At 65.5% G+C, this 23557-nt stretch carries 24 protein-coding genes; 22 read left to right on the top strand and 2 right to left on the bottom strand.

What is annotated here, in order from left to right:
• The first annotated feature begins 86 nt into the window (after positions 1 to 86).
• The 9 genes from V473_RS11720 to tatC all read left to right on the top strand — a co-directional run bounded on the left by V473_RS11720 (position 87) and on the right by tatC (position 7299).
• On the top strand, positions 87 to 695 hold the full coding sequence (locus tag V473_RS11720) for a hypothetical protein (RefSeq protein ID WP_066605600.1): 609 nt from the start codon (positions 87 to 89) through the stop codon (positions 693 to 695).
• A gap of 161 nt (positions 696 to 856) precedes the next feature.
• Complete coding sequence (gene argS, locus V473_RS11715) at positions 857 to 2581, top strand: arginine--tRNA ligase (protein ID WP_066604154.1); 1725 nt, start codon at positions 857 to 859, stop codon at positions 2579 to 2581.
• Between the two features lie 10 nt (positions 2582 to 2591).
• Positions 2592 to 3314: an SPOR domain-containing protein gene (locus V473_RS11710; RefSeq protein WP_066604152.1), complete on the top strand. Its 723-nt coding sequence runs from the start codon at positions 2592 to 2594 to the stop codon at positions 3312 to 3314.
• 67 nt (positions 3315 to 3381) lie between these two features.
• The gene (gene nagZ, locus V473_RS11705) at positions 3382 to 4395 is read left to right on the top strand and encodes a beta-N-acetylhexosaminidase (protein ID WP_066605597.1); all 1014 of its coding nucleotides are present in this window, start codon (positions 3382 to 3384) and stop codon (positions 4393 to 4395) included.
• Positions 4396 to 4397: 2 nt separating this feature from the next.
• Positions 4398 to 5174: a segregation and condensation protein A gene (locus tag V473_RS11700; RefSeq protein WP_066604150.1), complete on the top strand. Its 777-nt coding sequence runs from the start codon at positions 4398 to 4400 to the stop codon at positions 5172 to 5174.
• Entirely contained in the window at positions 5171 to 5764 is a 594-nt protein-coding gene (scpB, locus tag V473_RS11695) for an SMC-Scp complex subunit ScpB (RefSeq protein WP_066604149.1), read from the top strand. Before V473_RS11700 ends, scpB begins: the two co-directional genes overlap by 4 nt.
• Positions 5765 to 5791: 27 nt before the next feature.
• Positions 5792 to 6034, top strand: a complete 243-nt coding sequence (locus tag V473_RS11690; RefSeq protein WP_066604147.1) for a twin-arginine translocase TatA/TatE family subunit — start codon at positions 5792 to 5794, stop codon at positions 6032 to 6034.
• Between the two features lie 27 nt (positions 6035 to 6061).
• Positions 6062 to 6523 carry a Sec-independent protein translocase protein TatB gene (gene tatB / locus V473_RS11685; protein ID WP_066604145.1) on the top strand — a complete coding sequence of 154 codons (462 nt, stop codon included), beginning with the start codon at positions 6062 to 6064 and terminating at the stop codon, positions 6521 to 6523.
• Positions 6520 to 7299, top strand: a complete 780-nt coding sequence (gene tatC, locus V473_RS11680; RefSeq protein ID WP_066604143.1) for a twin-arginine translocase subunit TatC — start codon at positions 6520 to 6522, stop codon at positions 7297 to 7299. Before tatB ends, tatC begins: the two co-directional genes overlap by 4 nt.
• 187 nt (positions 7300 to 7486) lie before the next feature.
• Here the strand turns inward: tatC and V473_RS11675 are convergent, their stop codons facing one another.
• Together V473_RS11675 and V473_RS11670 are read right to left on the bottom strand one after the other, a co-directional pair.
• Positions 7487 to 7615 carry an entericidin A/B family lipoprotein gene (locus tag V473_RS11675; RefSeq protein ID WP_066604140.1) on the bottom strand — a complete coding sequence of 43 codons (129 nt, stop codon included), beginning with the start codon at positions 7613 to 7615 and terminating at the stop codon, positions 7487 to 7489.
• 359 nt (positions 7616 to 7974) lie between these two features.
• On the bottom strand, positions 7975 to 8946 hold the full coding sequence (locus V473_RS11670; RefSeq protein WP_066604137.1) for a cell wall hydrolase: 972 nt from the start codon (positions 8944 to 8946) through the stop codon (positions 7975 to 7977).
• A gap of 204 nt (positions 8947 to 9150) precedes the next feature.
• On the opposite strand from V473_RS11670, the gene V473_RS11665 reads away from it, so the two are divergent.
• From V473_RS11665 to murG, 13 genes are all read left to right on the top strand, one after another.
• Positions 9151 to 10146, top strand: a complete 996-nt coding sequence (locus V473_RS11665) for a cysteine synthase A (RefSeq protein ID WP_066605594.1) — start codon at positions 9151 to 9153, stop codon at positions 10144 to 10146.
• A 41-nt stretch (positions 10147 to 10187) separates the two neighbouring features.
• Entirely contained in the window at positions 10188 to 10499 is a 312-nt protein-coding gene (locus V473_RS11660) for a hypothetical protein (protein WP_066605592.1), read from the top strand.
• Between the two features lie 29 nt (positions 10500 to 10528).
• Complete coding sequence (locus V473_RS11655; RefSeq protein WP_066604135.1) at positions 10529 to 11752, top strand: motility-associated ABC transporter substrate-binding family protein; 1224 nt, start codon at positions 10529 to 10531, stop codon at positions 11750 to 11752.
• Positions 11753 to 11938: 186 nt separating this feature from the next.
• Positions 11939 to 12436: a division/cell wall cluster transcriptional repressor MraZ gene (locus V473_RS11650; protein WP_066604133.1), complete on the top strand. Its 498-nt coding sequence runs from the start codon at positions 11939 to 11941 to the stop codon at positions 12434 to 12436.
• On the top strand, positions 12433 to 13389 hold the full coding sequence (rsmH, locus tag V473_RS11645; protein ID WP_066604130.1) for a 16S rRNA (cytosine(1402)-N(4))-methyltransferase RsmH: 957 nt from the start codon (positions 12433 to 12435) through the stop codon (positions 13387 to 13389). The genes V473_RS11650 and rsmH overlap by 4 nt, the downstream gene beginning before the upstream one ends.
• Entirely contained in the window at positions 13386 to 14036 is a 651-nt protein-coding gene (locus V473_RS11640; protein WP_066604127.1) for a colicin transporter, read from the top strand. Before rsmH ends, V473_RS11640 begins: the two co-directional genes overlap by 4 nt.
• Positions 14036 to 15739 (top strand): peptidoglycan D,D-transpeptidase FtsI family protein, encoded by a 1704-nt coding sequence (locus V473_RS11635; RefSeq protein ID WP_066604125.1) that lies wholly within the window; start codon positions 14036 to 14038, stop codon positions 15737 to 15739. Before V473_RS11640 ends, V473_RS11635 begins: the two co-directional genes overlap by 1 nt.
• Positions 15739 to 17193, top strand: a complete 1455-nt coding sequence (locus tag V473_RS11630) for a UDP-N-acetylmuramoyl-L-alanyl-D-glutamate--2,6-diaminopimelate ligase (RefSeq protein ID WP_066604123.1) — start codon at positions 15739 to 15741, stop codon at positions 17191 to 17193. The genes V473_RS11635 and V473_RS11630 overlap by 1 nt, the downstream gene beginning before the upstream one ends.
• 114 nt (positions 17194 to 17307) lie before the next feature.
• Positions 17308 to 18702, top strand: coding sequence for a UDP-N-acetylmuramoyl-tripeptide--D-alanyl-D-alanine ligase (locus V473_RS11625; protein ID WP_066605590.1), 1395 nt, complete (start codon positions 17308 to 17310; stop codon positions 18700 to 18702).
• Complete coding sequence (mraY, locus tag V473_RS11620; RefSeq protein ID WP_066604121.1) at positions 18702 to 19775, top strand: phospho-N-acetylmuramoyl-pentapeptide-transferase; 1074 nt, start codon at positions 18702 to 18704, stop codon at positions 19773 to 19775. Before V473_RS11625 ends, mraY begins: the two co-directional genes overlap by 1 nt.
• Positions 19772 to 21103, top strand: coding sequence for a UDP-N-acetylmuramoyl-L-alanine--D-glutamate ligase (gene murD, locus V473_RS11615; protein ID WP_066604119.1), 1332 nt, complete (start codon positions 19772 to 19774; stop codon positions 21101 to 21103). The genes mraY and murD overlap by 4 nt, the downstream gene beginning before the upstream one ends.
• A 47-nt stretch (positions 21104 to 21150) precedes the next feature.
• Complete coding sequence (locus V473_RS11610) at positions 21151 to 22353, top strand: FtsW/RodA/SpoVE family cell cycle protein (RefSeq protein WP_066604117.1); 1203 nt, start codon at positions 21151 to 21153, stop codon at positions 22351 to 22353.
• Positions 22350 to 23531, top strand: coding sequence for an undecaprenyldiphospho-muramoylpentapeptide beta-N-acetylglucosaminyltransferase (gene murG / locus V473_RS11605; protein ID WP_066604115.1), 1182 nt, complete (start codon positions 22350 to 22352; stop codon positions 23529 to 23531). The genes V473_RS11610 and murG overlap by 4 nt, the downstream gene beginning before the upstream one ends.
• Positions 23532 to 23557 lie beyond the last annotated feature (26 nt).

The raw sequence follows: 23557 nt of genomic DNA, 5'->3' as shown, positions 1-23557 counted from the left end.
GGATAAGGAAGCGCAAAGCTTCTGGCCCGTTGCGCCATGTGAAGGAATATCTGCCTGTGAAAGTGTCTCATATCGCCGTGACCGCCATGCTGGCCCTCGCTCTGGCGGGCTGTTCGCGCCGGGGCGAGATCGACGCCACCGGCGGCATCGTCGCGGTGCGTTCGGCCTGCCCGACAGCGGCGATCCCGGCGCAGACCGGCGACATCACGCTCTTTTCCGCTCCCGGCCGCACCGACGCGGCGGCGATCGACGTGGTGGCGAACATCACCAACCTGCGCTCGACCTGCGCGGACGGCGATCAATTCTATACCGAGGCGACCTTCACTGTGAACGCGCGCCGCAGCGACGCCAGCGCCGCGCGGCAGGTCACCTTGCCCTATTTCTCCGCCGTGGTGCAGGCGGGCACCAACGTCGTCGCCAAGCGCGTCGGCCAGGTGACGCTGAACTTTGCGGCGGGCGATTATCGCGCCAGCGCGCAGAACAAGGCCGGTTCCTATGTGAACAAGTCGGCCGCGACGCTGCCCGCCGAGATCCAGGCCAAGATCACGCAGAAGCGCAAGCCGGGCGACGCCGACGCCGCGATCGATCCCTTCGCCCAGCCCGACGTCAAGGCGGCGTTGCAGCGAACCAGCTTCGAGTTGCTCGTGGGTTTCAACCTGACCCAGGATCAGCTCCGATATAACGCGACCCGTTAAGAGCCAGTCTGAACTACAAATTTAGCCGTTCGTGCTGAGTAGGGGCTGAGCTTGTCGAAGCCCCGTATCGAAGCATGGGTGCAATGCAGTCCTTCGATATGCCCTTTCGACTTCGCTCAATGGCTACTCAGGACGAACGGGCGATGATAGGACCATATTCAATGTCCCTTTACACCCGTTTCACCGCCCATCTCGACGCCGTGCTCGACGCGCTGGAGGCCGATGGCGTCCTGCCTGCCGGCCTCAACCGAAAGCCGGTGACGGTCGAGCCGCCGCGCGACCCGTCGCATGGCGACCTCGCCACCAACGCCGCGATGGTGCTGGCCAAGCCTGCCGGCACCAATCCGCGCGCGCTGGCCGATGCGATCATAACCAAGCTGCAGGCGCTGGACGAGGTCGAGCGCGCGACGATCGCCGGTCCCGGTTTCATCAACCTGGCGCTGACCGATCCGACCTGGCGCGCGGAACTGGCCGCGATTCATGCCGACGCCGATGATTATGGCCGGTCCGACCTGGGGCAGGGCGTCACCGTCAATGTCGAATATGTGTCCGCCAACCCGACCGGGCCGATGCACATGGGCCATTGCCGTGGCGCGGTGGTGGGCGACGCGCTCGCCACGCTGCTGGAATATGCCGGGCATAAGGTGATCCGCGAATATTATATCAACGATGCAGGCGGTCAGGTGGACGTCCTCGCTCGCTCCGCCCATATCCGCTATCGCGAGGCGCTGGGCGAGGATGTGACCATTCCTGACGGCCTCTACCCCGGCGATTATCTGGCGCCGGTGGGGCAGGCGCTCGCCGCCGAATATGGCGATGCGTTCGTGGGCGCGCCCGAAGCCGACTGGCTGCTCACTTTCCGCGCTTTTGCCGTGGCGCAGATGATGGACCTGATCCGTGCAGACCTTGCGCTGCTGGGCATCCATCATGACATTTTCTCGTCGGAAGCGGAATTGCAGGCGGCGGGCAAGCCGGACGAGGCTGAAGCCTGGCTGCGCGCGCATGACCTGGTCTATGACGGCGTGCTGGAAGCGCCCAAGGGCGAATTGCCCGACGATTGGGAGCCGGTCGAGCTGCCGCTGTTCCGCTCGACAAAGTTCGGCGACGATCAGGATCGCCCGATCAAGAAGTCTACGGGCGCATGGACCTATTTCGGCGCCGACATGGCCTATCATTACCAGAAGGCGCAGTCCGCCGACCAGTTGATCGACATCTGGGGCGCGGACCATGCTGGGACCGTGAAGCGCATCCAGGCCGCCGTCGCCGCGCTGACCGAGGGCAAGGCGCGGTTCGACGTCAAGCTGATCCAGATGGTCCGCCTGCTGCGCGACGGCGAGCCGGTGAAGATGTCAAAGCGCGCGGGCAATTTCGTGACGCTGGCCGATGTGGTGGGCGAAGTGGGCAAGGATGTCGTCCGCTTCACCATGCTGACGCGCAAGGCCGATGCCCAGATGGACTTCGACTTTGCCAAGGTGGTGGAAGCGTCGAAGGACAATCCGGTCTTCTACGTCCAATATGCCCATGCGCGGATCGCCTCGCTCGGTCGGCGGGCGGAGGAGGCGGGGATTGTGCTGCCCGCGCCCGACCTGTCCCTACTTGGGACGGCGGAATTGGCGATCGTCAAGCTCGCAGCGCAGTTCCCGCGGGTGGTGGAAGGGTCTGCTTTGGCGCGTGAACCGCATAGAATTGCCTTCTATCTCAATGATTTGGCATCATCCTTCCACGGCTGGTGGAATATGGGCAATGACGATCCGCGCGCGCGCGTCATTCTGGCCGACGATCCGGCGCTCACCGCCACGCGGCTTTTCCTGAGCCAAGGAATAGGGCAGATTATCCGCAACGGCCTCGCCATCATGGGTGTGACCGCGTTGACGGAAATGCAGTGAGGCGCTGGAAATGAGCGATTATGCGCGTGGGCGACTGGATCTGGACGATGAAGATCGTCTGCCCTGGCTGGAGCCGGCGATCGACGATGACGGTGACGAGCCGATCTCGCCGCTGCGGCTGCTGGGCCTGATCCTGCTTGGCCTCGCGCTGATCGGCGCGGTGGTTGCGGGCGTGTGGTGGATGCAGCACCGCAATGGCGGCGACGCTGCGGGCGAGGGGCAGCTGATCGCCGCGCCGACGCAGGATTACAAGATCGCCGCCAACGAAGCCGACGCCAAGAAGTTCGACGGTGAAGGCGATGCCAGCTTCGCCGCCAGCGAAGGCGTGCTGCGCGACGGCCGCATTGATCCCAGCCGCGTCCCCGAAGCGCCGATCGCCAAGACCGCGCCTGCACCTGCCGCGCCCGCGCCCGCCGCGCCGAACAAGCCGGCCGCCAGCGTGACCGCGCGCGTCACCGACGAAACCGGCGTCCAACCGTCGCAAGCGCCCAAGGCCGCCGCCGGTGGCGCGATGATCCAGCTCGGCGCCTATGGCAGCGCATCGGGAGCCAAGGATGCCTGGACCAAACTGTCCAAGCGCTTCGCCTATCTGGCCCCGCTCGCCATGACAGTCGAACCGGCGCAGGTCGGCGGCGGCACCGTCTATCGCCTGCGCGCCAGCGCCGGTGGCCAGGCGAACATGATCTGCGGCAAGCTCAAGGTCGCGGGCGAAAGCTGCCTGGTCGTCAACTGAGGGGAGGGGAAGGGCGCTCTGCTCTTCTCCTTCGACAATGTCCTTCCGCGTCGCTACCATCGGCCATATGAAACCCGTCATATTCGGCCTGTCCGGCGAAACATTGACCGGCGACGAGCGCGCCTTCTTCGCAGAGGCGCAGCCCGCCGGTTACATTCTGTTCAAACGCAACATCGCGGACCGGGGGCAGGTGCGTGCGCTGACCGACGATCTGCGCAGCCTGCATGGGCGAGACGACCTGCTCATCATGATCGACCAAGAAGGTGGCCGGGTGGCCCGGATGCAGGCGCCGGTGTGGCCCAGCTTCCCGGCGGGTGCGCAATTCGACCGGCTCTATGACCTCGCCCCGTCCAGCGCCATTGCCGCCGCGCGCGCCAATGCCCGCGCCATCGCCCTGACCCTGGCGGAAGTCGGCATCACCGTCGACGCGCTGCCGCTGCTCGACGTGCGGCAGGACGGCGCGAGCGACATCATGGGCGACCGCACGCTGGGCGCCGACCCGATGCGCGTCGCCGCGCTGGGCCGCGCCACGCTGGAGGGGCTGGCCGAAGGCGGCGTGGTCGGCATCGTCAAGCATATGCCGGGGCATGGCCGGGCGATGGTCGACAGCCATCTCGCCCTGCCGGTGGTGACCGCCAATCTCAACGCGCTGGAAACCGACCTGGCGCCGTTCCGCACGCTCAACCAGGCGCCGATCGGGATGACCGCCCATGTCGTCTATACCGAATGGGATGCGCAACACCCCGCCAGCCTGTCGCCGACGATCATCGGGGAGATCATCCGGCAGCGGATCGGCTTCAACGGGCTGCTGATGTCGGACGATTTGGACATGAAAGCGCTCAAGGGCGGCATCCCCGACCTTGCGGCCGGCGTGGTCGCGGCGGGATGCGACCTGGCGCTCAACTGCTGGGGCCGGATGGACGATATGGTCGGGATCGCGGACCTGCTGCCGGCGATTACGGACAAGGCGCGCGCGCGACTCGACCGGGCGATGGCGTCGGTGACGCGCGGAAAGGACCAGCCGCCGATCGCGGAACTGCTGGCGACGCGCGATATGCTGCTGGGGTTGGTGGCGGCCTGAGCGTGGACGACCTCTTCATCGCGCCCGCCATCCCCAGCCCGGAAACGCTCACCGTCAGCTTCGACGCCTGGGAGGGGCCGCTCGACCTGCTGCTCAGCCTGGCGCGGACGCAGAAGGTGGACCTGCGCGAAATTTCCATCCTGGCGCTGACCGAACAATATCTGGATTTCATCGACGGCGCGAGGGAATTGCGGCTGGAGCTGGCGGCGGACTATCTGGTGATGGCCGCCTGGCTCGCCTATCTCAAATCCTCGCTGCTGCTGCCGCGGCAGGAACAGGCCGATCCCAGCCCCGAAGACCTGGCGCTGCGGCTGCAATTGCGGCTCCAGCGACTCCACGCCATGCGCGACGCGGCCGCCCGGCTGATGGCGCGCGACCGGGTCGGCCGCGACGTCTTCACCCGGCGCAAGCCCGAAGGGCTGCGGCTGGTCAAGAAGGCGCTATGGCGCGCCAGTCTCTATGACCTGATTCAGTCCTATGGCCAGATTCGCGCCCGCACCCAGCCCGCGGTCCATATCATCGCAGCGCGCCCGGTGATGACCTTGGACGAAGCGATCCATCGGGTTGGATCGCTGGTGGGCGCTGCGCTCGACTGGACCCGGCTCGAATCCTTCCTGCCGCCCGGTCTCGACGCGCCCAGGGCGAAGTCGGCGCTGGCCAGCAGCTTCGTCGCGGCGTTGGAACTGGCGCGGCAAGGGCGGTTGGAAATGCAGCAGGACGGTATTTTTGCGCCGCTCTACCTGCGCGCCGCGACGCCGAATCAGGAGGCCGTGGCATGAGCGTGGAACCTGACGACTTCCTGCGCGCGGTGGAGGTCGTCCTGTTCGTGGCGGAAACGCCGCTGACGCCGGCGGAAATAAAGCTGCATGTCGGGGAGGGCGGTAATCTTGCCGCTGCGCTGGGCGCGCTGGCCGATCATTATGCCGGGCGCGGGGTCAATCTGGTCGAACGGGGCGGGCGCTGGCATTTCCAGACTGCGCCTGACCTGGCCCACATCCTGCGCCGCGAGAAGGACGAACCGCGCAAATTGTCGCGCGCGGCGATGGAGACGCTGGCGATCATCGCCTATCATGAGCCGGTCAGCCGCGCGGAGATCGAGGCGATCCGCGGGGTTCAGGTGGCCAAGGGCACGCTCGACGTGTTGATGGAGGCGGGCTGGGTGCGCCCCGCCGGCCGGCGCGAAGTGCCGGGCCGCCCGCTCATCTATGCGACGACCGTAGATTTTCTGTCACATTTCGGGCTTAGCAGCCGGCGCGACCTTCCGGGCATGGACGATCTGCGCGCCGCAGGCCTGCTCGACCCGGTTGATTTGGCGCTGGAGGGTCTGGGCGGTCAATCCGTTGTGGAAAATGACGAGGAAGACGCCTAGATAGGCCTTCTGCTAGGAGTATAAAAAATGGGTTCCTTTTCGCTGATGCACTGGGTCATCGTGCTCCTGGTCGTCATGCTGCTGTTTGGCGGCGGTCGTATTTCCGGCCTGATGGGCGATGTGGCCAAGGGCATCAAGAGCTTCAAGAAGGGCATGGCTGACGATAGCGACGACGATGTGACGCCGGCCAAGCCCGCTACGCGCCTGGAGGGCCATCGCGTGCCTGAGCAGGATGCGCCGAGCGCGACCGAAGAAAAGACCAAGGCCTGATCCTCTAGCGCAGGCCGGTAGTCCCGCATGTTTGGTATCGATTCGTCCGAATTTCTGGTGATCGTGATCATTGCCGTGATCGTGATCGGGCCGAAGGATCTGCCGCGCGCCTTGTACAAGGTGGGGCAGATCGTCGGCAAGGCGCAGGGCATGGCCCGTCATTTCCGGACCGGCATCGACGCCATGGTGCGCGAAGTGGAGCTGGAAGAGCTGGAAAAGAAGTGGGCGGCGCAGAACAAGCGGATCATGGACGAGCATCCGCCGGAAGTCGCCGCGACCGAAGCCTTGCCGGCGCCGGGCGAATCGGCCGCGTCTGAAACCGCTGCGAACGACCGGCCGCCCGATGTGGCCGAAGCGCCGGTGGAAAAGCCGCCCTTCGTCGCCGAATCGGCGCCTGTCGCGCCCCCTGCGGCGGACGGCCCGCCCTATGTCGCGGAGGCATCGGCTGAGCCTGTCGCGCAGCCACGCAAGAGTGATGCAGGCGCATGATCGGGGATATCGACGACAGCAAGGCGCCCTTGCTGGACCATCTGATCGAATTGCGCGGCCGTTTGCTCAAATGCGTCTATGCGTTGGTGGCGACCGGGGCGATCTGCTTTTATTTTTCCGAGCAGCTATTCGCGATCCTGGTCCATCCGCTCAAGGAAGCGTTCGGCGATGGCGGGGGCAAGCTGGTCTATACCAAACTGTATGAAGCCTTTTTCGTGCAGGTGAAGATCGCCTTTTTCGGCGCTTTCTGCCTGTCCTTTCCGATCATCGCCAACCAACTCTGGGCCTTCGTCGCGCCGGGTCTCTATGCCAAGGAAAAGAAGGCGCTGCTGCCTTTCATCCTGGCGACGCCCTTCCTGTTCGCGATGGGCGCGAGCCTCGCCTATTTCGTGGTGATGCCGACCGCCTTCCACTTTTTCCTGGAGTTTCAGGGCAACAGCAGCGGCCTGCAGGTCGAGGCGCTGCCCAGCGCGGACGCCTATCTCGGCCTCGTCATGCAATTCATCCTCGCCTTCGGCATCAGCTTCCTGATGCCGGTGCTGTTGATGCTGCTCAACCGCGCCGGCTTCGTCACGCGGGCGCAGTTGATCGGGATGCGCCGCTACATGATCGTTGCGGCCTTCATCCTGGCCGCCGTGCTGACCCCGCCCGACGTGGTGTCGCAACTGATGCTCGCGATCCCGCTGCTGCTGCTCTACGAAATCACAATCGTCGCGATCTGGTTCACCGATCGCCGGGCGGCCAAGCAAGAGGCGGCGGAAGAGGTTTCGGCCTGAACTAAGCGGTGGTGGGTTGAAAAGAGGATCGGAAGTTCTTTTTCTCGCCTCCCCCCGCAGGCGGGAGGGGGAATAACGTCCCTATTTCGCGTCAAAGCGCCGCGCCCGACCCGAAAAAAAGGCCCGCCGTTTGACGGGCGGGCCATGCTAGGGAGCGGGGTAGTAACCTATAGGGTCTGCGCGACCCTTAATTCGCGGATCTTTCCACGGCTTCGCCGGCGCTCTGCACGTCGCGGCCTGCGCCTTCGACCGTGTTGCACGCTACGACCATCAGCGACCCGGTGAGCAGCAGCGCGGTCAGGATTTTCTTCGTCATCGGAAATCTCCTCGTCAAAATCTGTGACCGGATGGCGGCGCCATCACAGTGACGAGGGAAGAACCCGCGCTTCGCTGATACGTTCCGCAGCCGAAAAGAATAAAGATTTCAAAGAGAAAAGCCCCAAAAAAGTCTGAGCCCGGAACGCGTCGGGGGGAGAGACGTTCCGGGCTCATATTTTGTGGATAGCAAGAGCGGGGGGCAAAAGATTTGCTATCCGGAATGTAGAACCCGCCATGGCACAAATCGGTTCCCGGTCGGGTACAAAAAAACCATTTTTTAAAATGCCTTTTTTCCAGCTACTTCGATGCTCGGCTCATCGTTAACCAAAAAAAATCGCCGGTTCCGGAAATCGTGCGTCAGATGAGCGGGCGGCCGCTGTTGCGATATTCCGGCCGGATGGTGGATTCCGGCAAGCCATCATCGGCATTTTGCGGTGGCGGCACGGGGGTCCAGCCGGTGCGCGGCGTCATTGGGGGCAGGGCTTGGACGGGCGGCGTATAGGGTGCCGCAAGCATCTCGACCGGCTGCACCGGGCGCGCGGGCCAGCTGGTGCGCGCCGGTCCCGAAATGGTCTCGCGCCCCAGATAGGGGGCGGCGAAGGCTGCGGGCGTGCCGTTGAAGCCGGGATTGCGGTAAAAGATATGCGCGCCGATCACCGCCACCGCCTGCAGGCTGGACGACCAGTCGGGCCGCACCGCCAGCGTATGATAATGGGTGGCCAGGCCGACCGGGGCATAGACCTTCCCCGCCAGCGCGTCCTGCGCCACGCGCCGCGCCCGCACCCAGGCGGCGGCGGCGGGGACCCGCGCCATCGCGCCATCGCAACTGAAGGTGAACTGGCATTTATAATCGCGGCGTTCCGACCCCTGATAGACGACGCCGCAGACGGTATCGGGCCAGAGTTGGCTACGCACGCGATTCAGCACTACCTGCGCCACGGCGCGCTGGCCATCGTCCGGCTCATTGGCGGCCTCGTAATAGATGGCCGATGTCAGGCAATTGAGCGCGCGATAGCTGTCGAGGCCGGTGAGGCCGCGAAAGACCGTGGCGGGCGCGGCCTTCACTTCGTCCAGTCCCAGCACATGCTCGCTCTGCACTGTAACCACGCCGGGCACCGGATCGAACGCGCCTTGCGCATAGAAGAAGGCTGAGCCGGGAAAGTTTGCGCCTGCATCTTCGGCCGGATCGGCCAGCGATCGGCTCTGCTCGCCATCCAGCATGTCGAGCGGCGCGGCGGTGATCAGGCGCGGCGCGACGAGCAACAGCAGCGCGATCGCAAGGATCGCTCCATGGCCCTTCCATCCCCGCATTTGCGCAAAAAGCCGCATTTCAAGCCTTGTCGCCGTGCGACCCCATGTCGCCCAGCCCGCCCTTAGCCCAATTTCCTTGCGCTTTCCTCTATGCATTTGAGCCTGTGCCGCGATGGGACGCCGGAGGGTGAAAAGATTAACGGGGCGATGAAATGGCCGCTTTCTTGGCGTCATCATTCCCTTGCTTGGCAAAGCCGCGCCCGCTCCGCTATGCGTGGCGTCATGCTGCTTCAACTCAATAGTCTCGCATTGATCGGCAACACGCCGATGGTGCGCCTCGCCGGCCCCTCGCAAGAGACGGGCTGCGACATTTTCGCCAAGTGCGAATTCGCCAATCCCGGCGCCTCGGTCAAGGACCGGGCGGCGCTGTTCATCGTCAACGACGCCGAGGAAAGGGGCCTGCTTCAGCCCGGCGGCACGATTGTCGAGGGGACGGCGGGCAATACCGGCATCGGCTTGGCGCTGGTCGCCAATGCGAAGGGCTACAAGACGATCATCGTCATGCCCGAAACGCAGAGCCGCGAAAAGATGGACACGCTGCGCGCGCTCGGTGCGGAGCTGGTCACGGTGCCGGCCGCCCCCTATTCCAACCCCGGCCATTTCGTCCATACGTCCCGCCGACTGGCCGAGGAAACGGAAGGCGCGATCTGGGCCAACCAGTTCGACAATATCGCCAATCGCAAGGCACATATCGTCGGCACGGCGGAGGAAATCTGGACCCAGATGGACGGCCGGATCGACGGCTTCACCTGCGCGGCCGGCACCGGCGGCACGATCGCGGGCGTGGGCCTGGGGCTGAAGGCCAAGGATGAGGCTATCACCATCGCGCTCAGCGATCCGCATGGCGCCGCGCTCTACAGCTATTATGCGACGGGCGAATTGAAGTCCGAAGGGTCGTCGGTGGCCGAGGGGATCGGCCAGGGGCGCATCACCGCCAATCTGGAAGGTGCGCCGATCGATACCCAGTTCCGCATTTCCGACGCGGACGGCATGGAGTGGGTGCGCCGCCTGCTGAGCGAGGAAGGGCTGTGCCTGGGCCTGTCTTCGGGCATCAATGTCGCGGGGGCGGTGGCGCTCGCGCGTCAGCTGGGGCCAGGCAAGCGGATTGCGACGATCCTGTGCGACACCGGCTTCCGCTATCTGTCGACCCTCTACAACCGACAGTGGCTGGAATCTAAGGGCTTGACGGTATTCCCCTGGCTCGCGCAGACTGCATGACCGCCGACACGGGTCGCGGCGAAGAGGTCCAGAGCGTCACCATGGCTGAAACACCCCGCCGACAGGAAGGGTTACAGCGCGTCCAGATCGGCTTGACCGGTCTGGCGGGCGTGGTGTTGCTGGTGGGCCTGGCCAATATTGTCATCGAAAAGGCGCGAATGGACGACGCCGCGCTGCCGCCGCCGGTCGTGCCGACGCTCAGCGCCAGCGGCAACGCCGTCTCTCCGCGCGATCCGCTGGCCGAACTGGGCGTGCAGCCCGCGCCGGAGCAGGCGCCGATCGTACCCGACCTGCAACCTGACCCCAATATCCGCAAGCCGATGGATTCCGATCCCACGCAGCAGCAGCGCTGAATAATGCAATCGGGCCGGGATCGCCGCCGATGAAGGCGGGGTTGAAACGATTCCTGTGGCTCTGGATGCCGCCGCTGGCGATCGTTCTGGCCGGTCTGTGGCGCGCCTGGCTGACCGGGCAGGCCGATCCCTGGGACTGGCGCGCGCCGACGGCGCTGATCCTGGCGGGGACTGGCCTGCCGCTGGCGCGGCGTGGCGCGGCGATGCTGGCTTGGGTGGCGATGGGTGGCGTCGGGATGGCGCTGCTCTTCTGCACGGTGGCCGCGGGACGCGCGCCGGATGGCATGGCGGCGCTGGGGCTGCTGGCGGTCGCGATGTTGACCATTTTCGGCGGGGCCATGCTGCGCCCGTCGCCGTTCGTCTCGCAACTGCGCTCGAAGCGAACGGGCTTGGCCATGATTTTCCTGGTGCTGGCCGCGCTGCTCCTCTGGCGCGGCCCCGCCCAAGCGTTGCAACCCGCCACGGACCGTCCCAAGCTCGCCGTCATCACCGGCCTGCCTCTGTTCTGGAGCGAGTCGCGACCACAGGACGCGCCCATCGTCACGGTCCTGCGCACCCGCTTCACCGTGATTGCGATGGACGACCCGTCTCAGCTCAAGCCGTTGCGCGCGCAGCGGCTGTTGCTGGCGCAGCCGCGCGCGCTGACGCCCGCGCAACTGGTCACGATCGATGGATGGGTGCGCGATGGCGGCACGGCGCTGGTGCTGGCCGATCCGCTGCTGCGCTGGCCGTCCGACCTGCCGCTGGGCGATCGCCGCCGCGCGCCCTCCGTCAGCCTTTTAGGGCCGCTGCTCGACCATTGGGGATTGGCGCCGTCGGGTGTCATGGAAGAAACGGAAGTCCGCCATTTCCTGCCCGACGGTCAACTCATCACCCTATCCGGCGCGCAGCGGTCCAGCGATGCCCTGCTGCGCCGCCAGCGCATCGGTAAGGGCGCGGTGCTGCTGCTGGGCGACGCCGATCCGCTCGACGACCGGTTGTGGCTCGCCGATCCCGTCTATCCGCTCGACCCGCGCCATTGGGTGGCCGACACGCCCGCCCTTGTCGTTCAGTGGCTGGGTGGGGCGTCCATTCCCGGCGACCGGCGCTGGATGCGCGACGCGCAGGACGTCACCCGCGCGTTCCGCTGGGCGCTTTTGGGCGGGACAATATGGGCGATAATGGGTGCGATGCTATTGGGCCGGGAAAGGTTGGGATCTATCCCCGGAACAAAAGGAGAAGATGGCGGCGGGAAAGGTAACAAATCCGGTTAGTCCCAAATTTCACCGTCTTTTCCCACTAGTGCCCATGCTTTCCCATTGCAGTCCCCCCCCATGCTTGGTACGTAAACCAGCATTGGGGTTCGTCAGGCTTTTGTGCAGTCCTGTACGCTGGATGGTCTTCTCAGGATTCCGGCGACAGGCGGCCTGTGCCCTGCATAAAAGGGGTCGGTTGCCAGCGTGTCGGACGTCATTCTCTATTCGGGCAACGCATTCAGCGTCGCGGACGGCAAGGGCCGTTTCGTGCTGCCCCTGGAGATGCGCAAGTTGGTCACCCAGGCCAGCGGCGGGCAGAATCGCCTGTGCCTGTCGATCCATATGGACAATGGCTGCGCCACCGGCTTCGGCCTGTCCCACAAGCAGTTCCTGTTCGATGAGGTCGAAAAGCTGGAGCGACAGGCCTATGAGGCCGGGCGCGACTTCAACGCCGATCTGGAACGCGAAAATCGCCTCGGCACGATCGAGGACGTCAATTTCGACGATGCCGGCCGCTTCTTCCTGCACCCCGATATCAAGGACGAAGCCGGCATCACCGACGCGATCTTCTTCTATGGCGTGGGCCGCTATTTCCAGGTCTGGAAGCCCGAAGCGCTGGTCGAAAGCCCCGATCGCCCGGCGCTGATCCGCAACAAGGTCCGGCGCTGGATGGATGCGCGCGCGGAAGGGGCGGCCAAGTGAACGACGCCGTTTCCGCAACCGCCCCCCATATCCCCGTCCTCCTTGCCGAAGTGCTCGATGCCCTCGCTATCACCCCCGGCGAGATTCATGTCGACGGCACCTTCGGCGCGGGCGGTTACAGCAGCGCCATGGCGATGGCCCAGGCGCAGGTCTTCGCCTTCGATCGTGATCCCGATGCGATTCGCGAAGGGCAGGTGGTGGCCGACGCCCATGGCATAACGCTGATCGCCGGCGAATTTTCGCGCATGGTGGAATTGCTGGCCGAACGCGGCATCGCCAGGGTGTCGGGCATCACGCTCGACATCGGCGTCTCCTCAATGCAGCTCGACCGGGCGAGTCGCGGCTTTTCCTTCCAGGCCGACGGCCCGCTCGACATGACGATGAGCCAGGACGGCATGAACGCCGCCGATTTCCTCAACAGCGCGTCGGAAGAGGAAATCGCCAACGTCATCTACCGCTATGGCGACGAACCGCGGTCGCGCCGTGTCGCTCGCGCCATCGTGGAGGCGCGCCCGCTGGAACGCACCGCCCAGCTTGCCGCCGTGGTCCGCCGCGCGCTGGGCCACAAGCCGCATGACAAGAAAGACCCGGCCACCCGCACCTTTCAGGCGATCCGCATCCATGTGAACCAGGAACTGGAAGAGCTGGAACGGGCGCTGGACGCGGCCGAGGAACTGCTGGAGGAGGGCGGTCGCCTCGCGATCGTCACCTTCCACAGTCTGGAAGATCGCATCGTCAAGCAGTTCCTCCGCAATCGCAGCGGCGGCGAGGGGGTGGGGTCCAGGCATTTGCCCGAACGCGCCGCCGGGCCGCAGCCGACCTTCGCCAAGCCCGCCAAAGCGGTGCGTGCGAGTGAAGCGGAGCTGGCGCGCAACCCCCGCGCCCGATCCGCCACCCTGCGCGCCGCCATCCGCACCGCTGCCCCCATTTCCTCTCGGAGTTCCCAACCATGATCGCCGTCAAGAGGTTGCAGAGCCTGATCTGGGTGATCTTGGTCGCGCTGGGCGCGCTGGGCGCCTACATGGTGTCGCTCAAGGTTGCGACCGAGCGTAACGAACTGATGAAGGTGCGCGCGCAGATCGCCGGGGCGAAGGGCGACATTCGCTATCTGGAAACGGAATTCAGCGCCCGCGCCTCGATGCGCCAGCTCGAAAGCTGGAACCAGCACGACTTCATGTACGCCACGCCCAGCGCCCAGCAATATCTGGGCGGCGAACGGGCGCTGGCGCATTTGGACGGCATCCAGCCCAACGGCCCCGACTATGTCGCGCCGCCGGTGATGGTGGCGATGGTCGAAACCCCCGCCGACCTGCCGTCCGCCCCGCAAAAGGCGCCCGAAAGCCCGGCTGCGACCCAGATCCGCAGCGATATCGCGGTGATCCGGGAGGCCCATGCCGCCGATGTCGTGGACAAGCTGCCCAAGCCCGCATCCCGGACCCCGGCGCAGCAGGCCAAGGTCGATGCCGATGTGAGCAAGCCCAATCCGATCGCGCGCAAGGCGGAGCGGATGGCGATGCTCGACGCCAAGCTGCTGGATGACAGCACGCTGGGCGATTTGACCGCCAAGGCGGCGCGTGAGCGCAAGAAGGAGGCGCGCTGATGGCCACGATCATTGTCCAGCCAGGCGGGGAGCGGGCGGGGCGGCAGCGGCTCAACCTGACCGCCATCGCCCATAACCGGCTGATGCTGCTGCTCATCCTATTCTTGGCAATCACCACCGTCCTGATCGGCCGACTCGCCTGGGTCGGCATTTTTGCGCAGGGGACGACGAGCGATGGCAGCTTGGCCGCCTTCCTGCCCGCGCGCGCCGACATCGTCGATCGCAACGGCGTGCCGCTGGCCCGCACGATGGACGCTTATTCGGTCGCGGTCCGCCCGTCCAAGCTGATAGGGGATCCGGCCGAACTGGCGCGCAAGCTGCACGAGATTTTCCCCGACGAACCCGAAGCGGCCTTCTACAAGAAGCTGCGTGGGCGCGGCTGGGCCTATCTGCGCCGCCGCGCGCTGCCGGAGCAGGTGGCGGCGGTGAATGCGCTGGGCGAGATCGGCATCGAATTTCCGCGTGAGAAGGAACGGCTCTATCCGCAGCGCACATTGGCGGCTCATGTGTTGGGCTTTGCCCCCAACGCAAACGGCGTGGGCGGCATGGGCGTGGAGGCCGCCTTCAACGACCGGCTGATCGATCCGGCGCAGCGCGGCAAGCCCTTCGCCGTGTCGATCGACAGCCGGGTGCAGGGCGCGCTGGAAAGCGAACTCTATGCTCAGTTGGTGCAAACGCGGGCCAAGGGCGCGGGCGGGGTCATCATGGACGCCAATACCGGCGAAATTATCGCCATGGCCTCCATTCCGGTCTTCGATCCCAACAAGCTGCAAAATTATGCGGGCAAGACGTGCAGCCAGTCGCCGCTGTGCAATCATATGGTGCAGGCCCGCTACGAAATGGGCTCCTCGTTCAAGCCGCTGGCGATCGCCACGGCCATGGATGCGGGCGTCGTGACGTCGATGAGCAAGCGCTATGACGCGACCGCGCCGCTGGCCGTCGCCGGCTTCCGCATCAAGGACGATCATGCGATGGGCCGCTGGATCAACGTGCCGGAAATCCTGGTTCACAGCTCCAATATCGGCACCGCGCGGATCGCCGACGAAATGGGCGCGGCCCCGCTGCAAAAGATGTTCCGCAGTCTGGACTTCGACCAGCGCGCGCCGATCGAGTTTAACGAGCGCGCCAAGGGCATCTGGCCGTCCAACTGGGGCCGCATCACCAGCATGACCACCTCCTACGGCCATGGCATCGCCGTCACGCCGCTACATCTGGCCGCTGCCTATGCCGCGCTGGTCAATGGTGGCATCTGGCGTCCCGCGACTGTACGTAAGCTCAGCGCCGAAGAGGTGCCGGAGGGACGCCGCGTCTTTTCCGCCGCCACCAGCGCGCGGATGCGGCAACTGTTGCGGATGATCGTGTCGGCGGGTACAGGACGTAGCGCCGACGCCAAGGGTTTCCGGGTGGGCGGCAAGACGGGTTCCGCCGAAAAGCCTCAAGAGGGGCGCTATAACAAGACTTCGCTGGTGACGACTTTCGCTTCCGCCTTCCCCATGGACAATCCCCGTTACGTCGTCGTCGCGATCATGGACGAGGCGACGGGGCAATATGGCCTGCGCACCGCCGCCTGGACCGCCGCGCCGGTGGTCAAGCGGGTAGTCGAGCGGACCGGGCCGATGCTGGGGGTAATGCCGGACGAGAGCCGCGACGTCGATATTTCCGACCTGATGCCGCTGCTGCACGGCGACAAGGAGAAAGAATGATGCGCCTTGGCTCGCTGGTCGATGGTCTGGACGCCGCAATATCGGGAGAGGCTGGCGCGGGCGCCGGCCTCGATTCGTCGGTGACCGGCTTCGCCATCGACAATCGCAAGGTCGCGCCCGGCACCGTCTTCGGCGCGTTCCAGGGACTGCGCGTCAATGGCGAGGATTATATCGCCGACGCCGTAAAGGCGGGGGCCGTCGCCGTGGTCGCCCGGCCGGAGGCGAAGGTCGACGGCGCGATCCACATCGCCCACGCCAATCCCCGCCGCCTGCTGGCGCAGATGGCGGCGCGCTATTTTGCACCATTCCCCGACGTGACCGTCGCCGTTACGGGCACCAATGGCAAGACCAGCACGGTCGAGCTCGCGCGCCAGCTATGGCGGATGATGGGGCATAAGTCCGCATCGATCGGCACGCTGGGCGTCACGACCTCGGTCGATCAGGTGTCGACCGGCCTTACCACGCCGGACATCGTCACCTTCCTCGCCAATATGTCGGGCCTGCGCCGCGAGGGCATCACCCATGCCGCGTTCGAGGCGTCGAGCCATGGGCTGGACCAGTATCGCACAGAGGGGCTGCCGGTGATGGCGGGGGCCTTCACCAACCTGTCGCGCGACCATCTCGACTATCATGGCGACATGGATCGCTATTTCGACGCCAAGATGCGGCTGTTCGATGAAGTCGTTTCGGCGGATGGCGCGGCGGTCGTCTGGGCTGACGATGGCTGGTCGAGCAAGGTCATCGCGCGGGCTACGAAGCGGGGGCTTCGTGTGCTGAGCGTCGGGGTGCAGGGACAGGCGCTGCGCCTGGTCAACCGCACCCCGACCCAGTTGGGCCAGGCGCTGGAGATCGAAGCGGATGGCAAGATTTATAAGGTCAACCTGCCGCTGATCGGTGCTTATCAGGCCGCCAACGCCCTTACCGCTGCGGGCCTCATCATCGCGACCGGCGGAGACCTGGCCAAGGTGCTGGAACTGCTCGGCCGGGTCCAGCCGGTGCGCGGGCGGCTGGAACGCGCCGTCATCAGCAAGGCGGGGGCGCCCGTCTATGTCGATTATGCCCATACGCCCGACGGGCTGAAGGCCGCGATCGAGGCGCTGCGCCCGCATACGCGCGGCAAGCTCATCACCCTGTTCGGCGCGGGCGGCGATCGTGATGCGGGCAAGCGCCCGTTGATGGGCAAGGTCGCGGCGGAACTGTCCGACCATGTCATCGTGACCGATGACAATCCACGCTCCGAAGAACCCTCCGCCATCCGCGCCGCCGTGCTGGCCGGCGCACCGGAGGCGCAGGAAATGGGCGGCCGCCGCGCCGCCATCGCCGCCGCGATCGCCATGGCCGGCGCGGACGACATCGTCCTGCTGGCGGGCAAGGGCCATGAACAGGGCCAGATCATCGGCGACCGCGTGCTGCCCTTCGACGACGTCACCGTGGCGCGGGAGTGCGCGGGTTGAGCGATATGTCCCACCGCCGTTCGGTTCGACCTTGTCGAGAACTGCGCCCGGCCTTCTCGACAGACGCTTCTCGACTGCGCTCGAAGCTGCTCGAAGCGAACGGAGAGGGTGGCCGTGGCTGAACCGCTCTGGACCTCCACCGAAATCGCTGAGGCCACAGGCGGCGCCGCGTCGGCGCCGTTCGCCGTTTCGGGCGTCGCCTTCGACAGTCGCGAAGTCGGGCAGGGCGACCTGTTCGTCGCGATGAAGGGCGAGACGACCGACGGCCACAGATTCATCGACAAGGCGTTCGGGCAGGGTGCGGCAGGCGCGATCGTCAGCGAACCCGTCGCGCACCCCCATATCCTGGTGCCTGACAGCGCCGCCGCGCTCGAAGCGCTGGGAAAAGCGTCGCGCAAGCGTATGGGCGGCAAGGTAATCGGCGTCACCGGATCGGTCGGTAAGACCGGCACCAAGGAAGCGTTGTTCCAGGCGCTCGATCGCGCCGCGCCGGGACAGGTGCATCGATCGGTCAAAAGCTATAACAATCATGTCGGCGTACCGCTCAGCCTCGCGCGGATGCCGCGCGGGTCGGCTTATGGCGTGTTCGAAATGGGCATGAACCATGCCGGCGAACTGTCCGCCCTGACGCGGCAGGTCCGCCCCCATGTCGCCATCGTCACCGCGATCGCGCCGGCCCATATCGAATTTTTCGGCACGGAGGCGAAGATCGCCGAGGCCAAGGCGGAGATTTTCGAGGGGCTGCAACCCGGCGGCACCGCGATCATCCCCTATGACAGCCCGCATGTCGCGCTGCTCTACAACAGGGCGGAACGCCACGCCGCGCGCATTCTGACCTTCGGCGCCAGCCCACAGGCCGACGTCTGCGCGCGCGAAGCCGTGCCGGCGCCGGGCGGCGGTACGCTGGTCACCGCAACCCTGCCCGACGCGGAGCTGTGCTTCACCGTCGCCGCGCCCGGCGACCATTGGGTGTCTAACGCGCTCGCGGTGCTGGCGGCGGTCGATGCGGTGGGCGGCGATCTGGCCGCAGCGGGCCTGGCGCTCGCCGAAATGCCGGGCCTGCCGGGCCGGGGCGAGCGGCGCATCCTGCCCGTCGCGGGCGGGCAAGCGCTGCTGATCGACGAAAGCTACAACGCCAATCCGCTATCCATGACCGCGACGCTCAAGCAGTTGGGCCGCGAAAAGGCCGACCGGCGTATCGCCATCCTCGGCGGGATGCGCGAACTGGGCGATCGCAGCGTCGAACTCCATGCCGGCCTTGTCGAACCGCTGAGCGCGGGCCGGGTCGATTATGTGATATTGGTCGGCGCGGAAATGGCGCCGCTGGCCGACGCGCTTGGCGTCACCATTCCCTATGCGCATGTCGCCGATACGGCGGCGGCCATCCCCCTCATCCAAAGCGAAATACGCGCGGGCGACGCGATATTGGTCAAGGGTTCGAACGGCGTGGGCCTCTCCCGCCTGGTCGCTGCCCTTGGCGAAAACGCCGGCGAAGGAAAGACGAACTGATGCTCTACTGGCTGGCCCAGAATATGGAATTTGCGGGGGTGTTCAACCTCATCCGCTACCTGTCCTTCCGCGCGGGCGCGGCGATCTTCACCGCGTTGCTGATCGGCCTGGTCATCGGCCCCAAATTCATCGGCTGGCTGCGCATCCGCCAGGGCAAGGGACAGCCGATCCGCGACGACGGCCCACAGACGCACCTCGCCAAGCGCGGCACGCCAACCATGGGCGGCCTGATGATCCTGACCTCGATGGTCATTTCGGTGCTGCTTTGGATGGACCTGTCGTCCACCTATGTCTGGGCTTGCCTGTTCGTGACCCTGGGCTTCGGCGCGATCGGGTTCCTGGACGATTATGACAAGGTGACGAAAGCCAGTCACAAAGGGCTGTCGGGCAAGATGCGGCTCTTGTTCGAATTTCTGATCGCCGGCTTTGCGGCCTGGATGATCGTCAACCAGCATGGCAATACTGCACTTTACGTTCCTTTCTACAATGGCCCGGCGATCGAACTGGGGCCGTTCTACTTCTGCTTCGCCGCCTTCGTCATCGTGGCGTTCGGCAATGCGGTGAACCTGACCGATGGCCTCGACGGCCTCGCCACCATGCCGGTCATCATCGCCAGCCTGGCCTTCATGCTGATCGTCTATCTGGTCGGCCGCGCCGACTTCGCCGAATATCTGGGCATTCCCCATGTGCCGGGCGCGGGCAATCTGACTATCCTGTGCGGCGCGATCATCGGCGCGGGCCTCGCCTTCCTCTGGTTCAACGCGCCGCCCGCCGCCGTGTTCATGGGCGACACGGGGTCGCTGGCGCTGGGCGGGACGATCGGGGTGATCGCGGTCACCGCCCATCATGAGATCGTGCTGGGCATTATCGGCGGCCTCTTCGTCGTGGAGGCGCTGTCGGTCATCATCCAGGTCTTCTTCTACAAGCGCACTGGCAAGCGCGTGTTCAAGATGGCGCCGATCCACCATCATTTCGAGCAACTGGGCTGGGCCGAGCCGACCGTGGTGATCCGCTTCTGGATCATCGCCTTCGTGCTGGCGCTCGCCGGTCTCGCCACGTTGAAGCTGAGATGATCGTTTCCAGCGCCTTTGCGGGGAAAACCTACGCCGTTCTGGGCCTTGCCCGCTCCGGCCTCGCCACGGTCGAGACGCTGGTCGCCAGCGGCGCGCGCGTCGTCGCTTGGGACAGCCGCGAGGAAGCGCGCGGCCAAGTCGAGGGCAAGGCGGAACTGGGCGACCCGATGGAGATCGACCTCAGCGGTTTTGACGGCATCGTCGTGTCGCCGGGCGTGCCGTTGAACCGCCATCCCATTGCCATGCGCGCGAAGATCGCCGGTGTGCCGGTCATCGGCGACATCGAACTGTTCGCGCTCGCCCGCCCGACGCTGCCGCCGCACAAGGTCGTCGGCATCACCGGCACCAACGGCAAGTCCACCACCACCGCGCTGATCCACCATATTATCGAACAGGCGGGCTATCCGACCGTCATGGGCGGCAATATCGGCCTGCCGATCCTGAGCCAGCCGCCGCTGGAGCCGAACCTGCACGGCGTCGGAATCTATGTGCTGGAACTGTCCAGCTACCAGATCGACCTGACCCACAGTCTGGACTGCGACGTCGCGGTGCTACTCAACATCACGCCCGACCATCTTGATCGGTACGATGGCTTCGAAGGCTATGTCGCATCGAAGGCACGGCTGTTTGCGATGCAGTCGGCAGAATACGACGCTGTTTTTGCCGCAGACGATGCATCGACGCGTGAAATCGCTGAGAAGGAATGGCGTCGTCGAGGTGATAAGCCCAAATGGCATATCGTCCATGCGGCCGATATCGACCCTGCCACCCAACTGACCTGGCCCGCCCTGCAAGGGCCGCACAACGCTCAAAATGCTGCTGTCGCGATCGCTGTCGCAAAAGCGCTGGGCATCGACGAACCTACCATCGCCAACGCCCTCGCCAGCTACGCCAGCCTCCCCCACCGGATGCAGGCGGTCGGCACCCGCAACGGTGTGCTCTACGTCAACGACAGTAAGGCGACCAATGCCGCGTCCACCGCGCCCGCGCTCGCGGCATGGCCCGCAAAGGATGGCAAGCCGCGCATCCACTGGATATTGGGCGGCGTCGCCAAGTCCGACAATCTGGACGAATGCGTCCCCCATTTCGCCAATGTCGCCCACGCCTACACCATCGGCGAAGCGGGGCATATGTTCGCCGATCTGCTGCGCCCCGCTATGGCGGTGGACGACAGTGAAATGTTAAGCGCCGCCGTCCGCCGCGCCGCGCGCATCGCGCAGCCGGGTGACGTCGTGCTGTTGTCGCCCGCCTGCGCCAGTTTCGACCAGTTTCGCGATTTCGAAGCGCGCGGCGATGCCTTCGCCGCCGCTGTCGCGGCGCTGGAATAATCACTAAGCCGGGGGGCGACGCAATGGGCAGGGAAGGGACGACACGGATGTTCAAGGCTGGCGAACTGGTGAAGGGTTTCCGCACCCGCACCGTGCCGCGCGAACGGACGGCGCTCGCCATCTGGTTCTGGGAGATCGACCGTGTTCTCCTGTCGCTGATCGTCACCTTGATGGCGATCGGTCTGGTCGCGGTCGCCGCAGCCTCCCCCGTCGCTGCGATCGACCGGTCGACGGCGTCGGTGGCGGTCAATCCGCTGATCTATTTCTACCGTCAATTGATGTGGGTCTTCATCGGCCTGCCGATCATGCTGGTCATCTCCATGCTGCCCCGGCCGCAGGCGCGGCGGCTGGCGATATTCGGCTGCGCCTTCTTCTTCATCATGCTGCTGTTCGTGCCGCTCCTGGGATCGACCGTGAACGGCGCCAAGCGCTGGATCGACCTGCCCGGCTTCCGCTTCCAGCCGTCGGAGTTTCTGAAACCGGTCTTCGTCGTGGCGCTGGCCTGGCTGCTGTCGCTGCGGGCCAAGGATATGAGCCTGCCGGTCGTGCCCTTGAGCTTCTGCGTCACTGGCCTCATCGCCATCATCCTGATGCGCCAGCCCGACTTTGGCCAGACCGTCATCTTCGCCGCCTGCCTTGGCGTGTTGCTGCTGCTGTCCGGCGTGTCGATGCGCTTCATCGGCGCAATGGGCGGGGTGGCGCTGGTCGGATTGATCGCGGTCTATATGTTCTATGAAAATGGCCGCCAGCGCGTGAACGACTTCCTGGGCATCGGCGTCCAGCTCGACACCGGCCCGGACCAGACCGATCTTGCCTTCCGCACCATTTCCCATGGCGGCTTCACGGGCGTAGGGCCGGGCGGCGGCCAGAACAAGTTCCGCCTGCCCGAAGCGCATACCGACTATATTTTTTCCGTGATCGGGGAGGAGTTTGGCCTGCTCGCCTGCATCGCCATCGCCTGCGTCTACCTCGCCATTGTGGTGCGTGTGCTGCTGCGCCTGCTGGATGAGGAGGATGTCTTCACCATCCTGGCCGCCGCAGGCCTCACCACCCAGTTCGGTTTGCAGGCGATCATCAATATGGGCGTCAATGCGCAGATATTTCCGTCAAAGGGTATGACGCTGCCCTTTATCAGCTATGGCGGCTCCTCTATGCTGGCGCTCTGCATCGGGGTCGGCCTGTTGCTCGCCTTTACCCGGCGCAATCCCTTCATGGGCCGGCATACCGTCGTCAAATGGAGTGGTCGATGAGCATTTCCCGTCACTTCGTCCTCGCCGCCGGCGGGACGGGGGGCCATATGATTCCAGCCCATGCCGTCGCCGAAGAGCTGATGGCGCGTGGGCATCATGTCGCACTCGTCACCGATGAACGCGGCGCGAAAATCCCCGGCATCTTTGACAAGGCGCCGGATAATCGGGCGCAGGTCCACATCATGCCCGCCGGCCGCATGACCAAGAATCCGACAAGCTGGCCGGGCGCCCTGAATGCGATCCTGGCAGGCCGCGCCATGGCCCGGCGCCTCAACGAAACCTTCCGCCCCACCGCCGTCGTCGGCTTTGGCGGCTATCCCGCCATGCCCGCTTTGCTGGGCGCATTGGCCGATGGCATCCCGACCGCCATCCATGAGCAAAATGCGGTTCTGGGCCGGGTCAACCGCCTGCTGGCCGGCCGGGTCGACGCCATCGCCACCGCCTATCCCGATGTCGAACGGCTCAAGGACGGCTATGCGGCCAAGGTCCACCTGATCGGCAATCCGGTGCGCGAAGAGGTCAAGCAACTGCGCGAAGAGGATTTCCCCGCGCTGACCGACGAAAGCGTGTTTCGCGTGTTGGTGATCGGCGGCAGCCAAGGGGCATCGATCCTCTCCAGCGTCGTGCCAGAAGGCCTGTCGATGCTGCCGGTAGCATTGCGCCGCCGCCTGCAAGTCACGCAGCAATGCCGCGCCGAGGATATCGATCGCGTGCGCAAGACCTATGCGGAGATGGAAATTCCCGCCGACCTCGCCACCTATTTCAACGACGTGCCCGAAAAGCTGGGCTGGTCGCATCTGGTGATCGCGCGGGCGGGCGCCTCGACGCTGGCCGAACTCACCTGCGCCGGGCGTCCGGCGATCCTGATCCCGCTGCCCAGCGCGATGGACGATCACCAGACCGCCAATGCCAGGGAGATGACAGAGGCGGGCGGCGCGCGCACGATACCGCAGGCCCGCTTCACCGCGGTCGAACTGGCCAAGCAGATGCAGAAAATGGCGCTGGAGCCGGGCGCGCTCCAGAACGCAGCGAAGCGCGCGCGCGGCTGCGGTCGCCCCAATGCCGCGCGCGACATGGCCGACCTGCTCGAAAGCATCGGCCATGCGCCGATCATGAACGATCCGGTGCGGGTCGGGCCGACGCCCACTACGCTCAATTTGCAGGGTGTCCCGGCGTGAATATTGTAGTCGCCCTACCTCCGTTC

It is taken from the genome of Sphingobium cupriresistens LL01 (assembly GCF_001046645.1).
In the GTDB taxonomy this organism is placed as follows: Bacteria; Pseudomonadota; Alphaproteobacteria; order Sphingomonadales; family Sphingomonadaceae; genus Sphingobium; species Sphingobium cupriresistens.
Note: the sequence above shows the minus strand (reverse complement) of the source record. Positions and strands in the feature narration are given on the sequence as shown.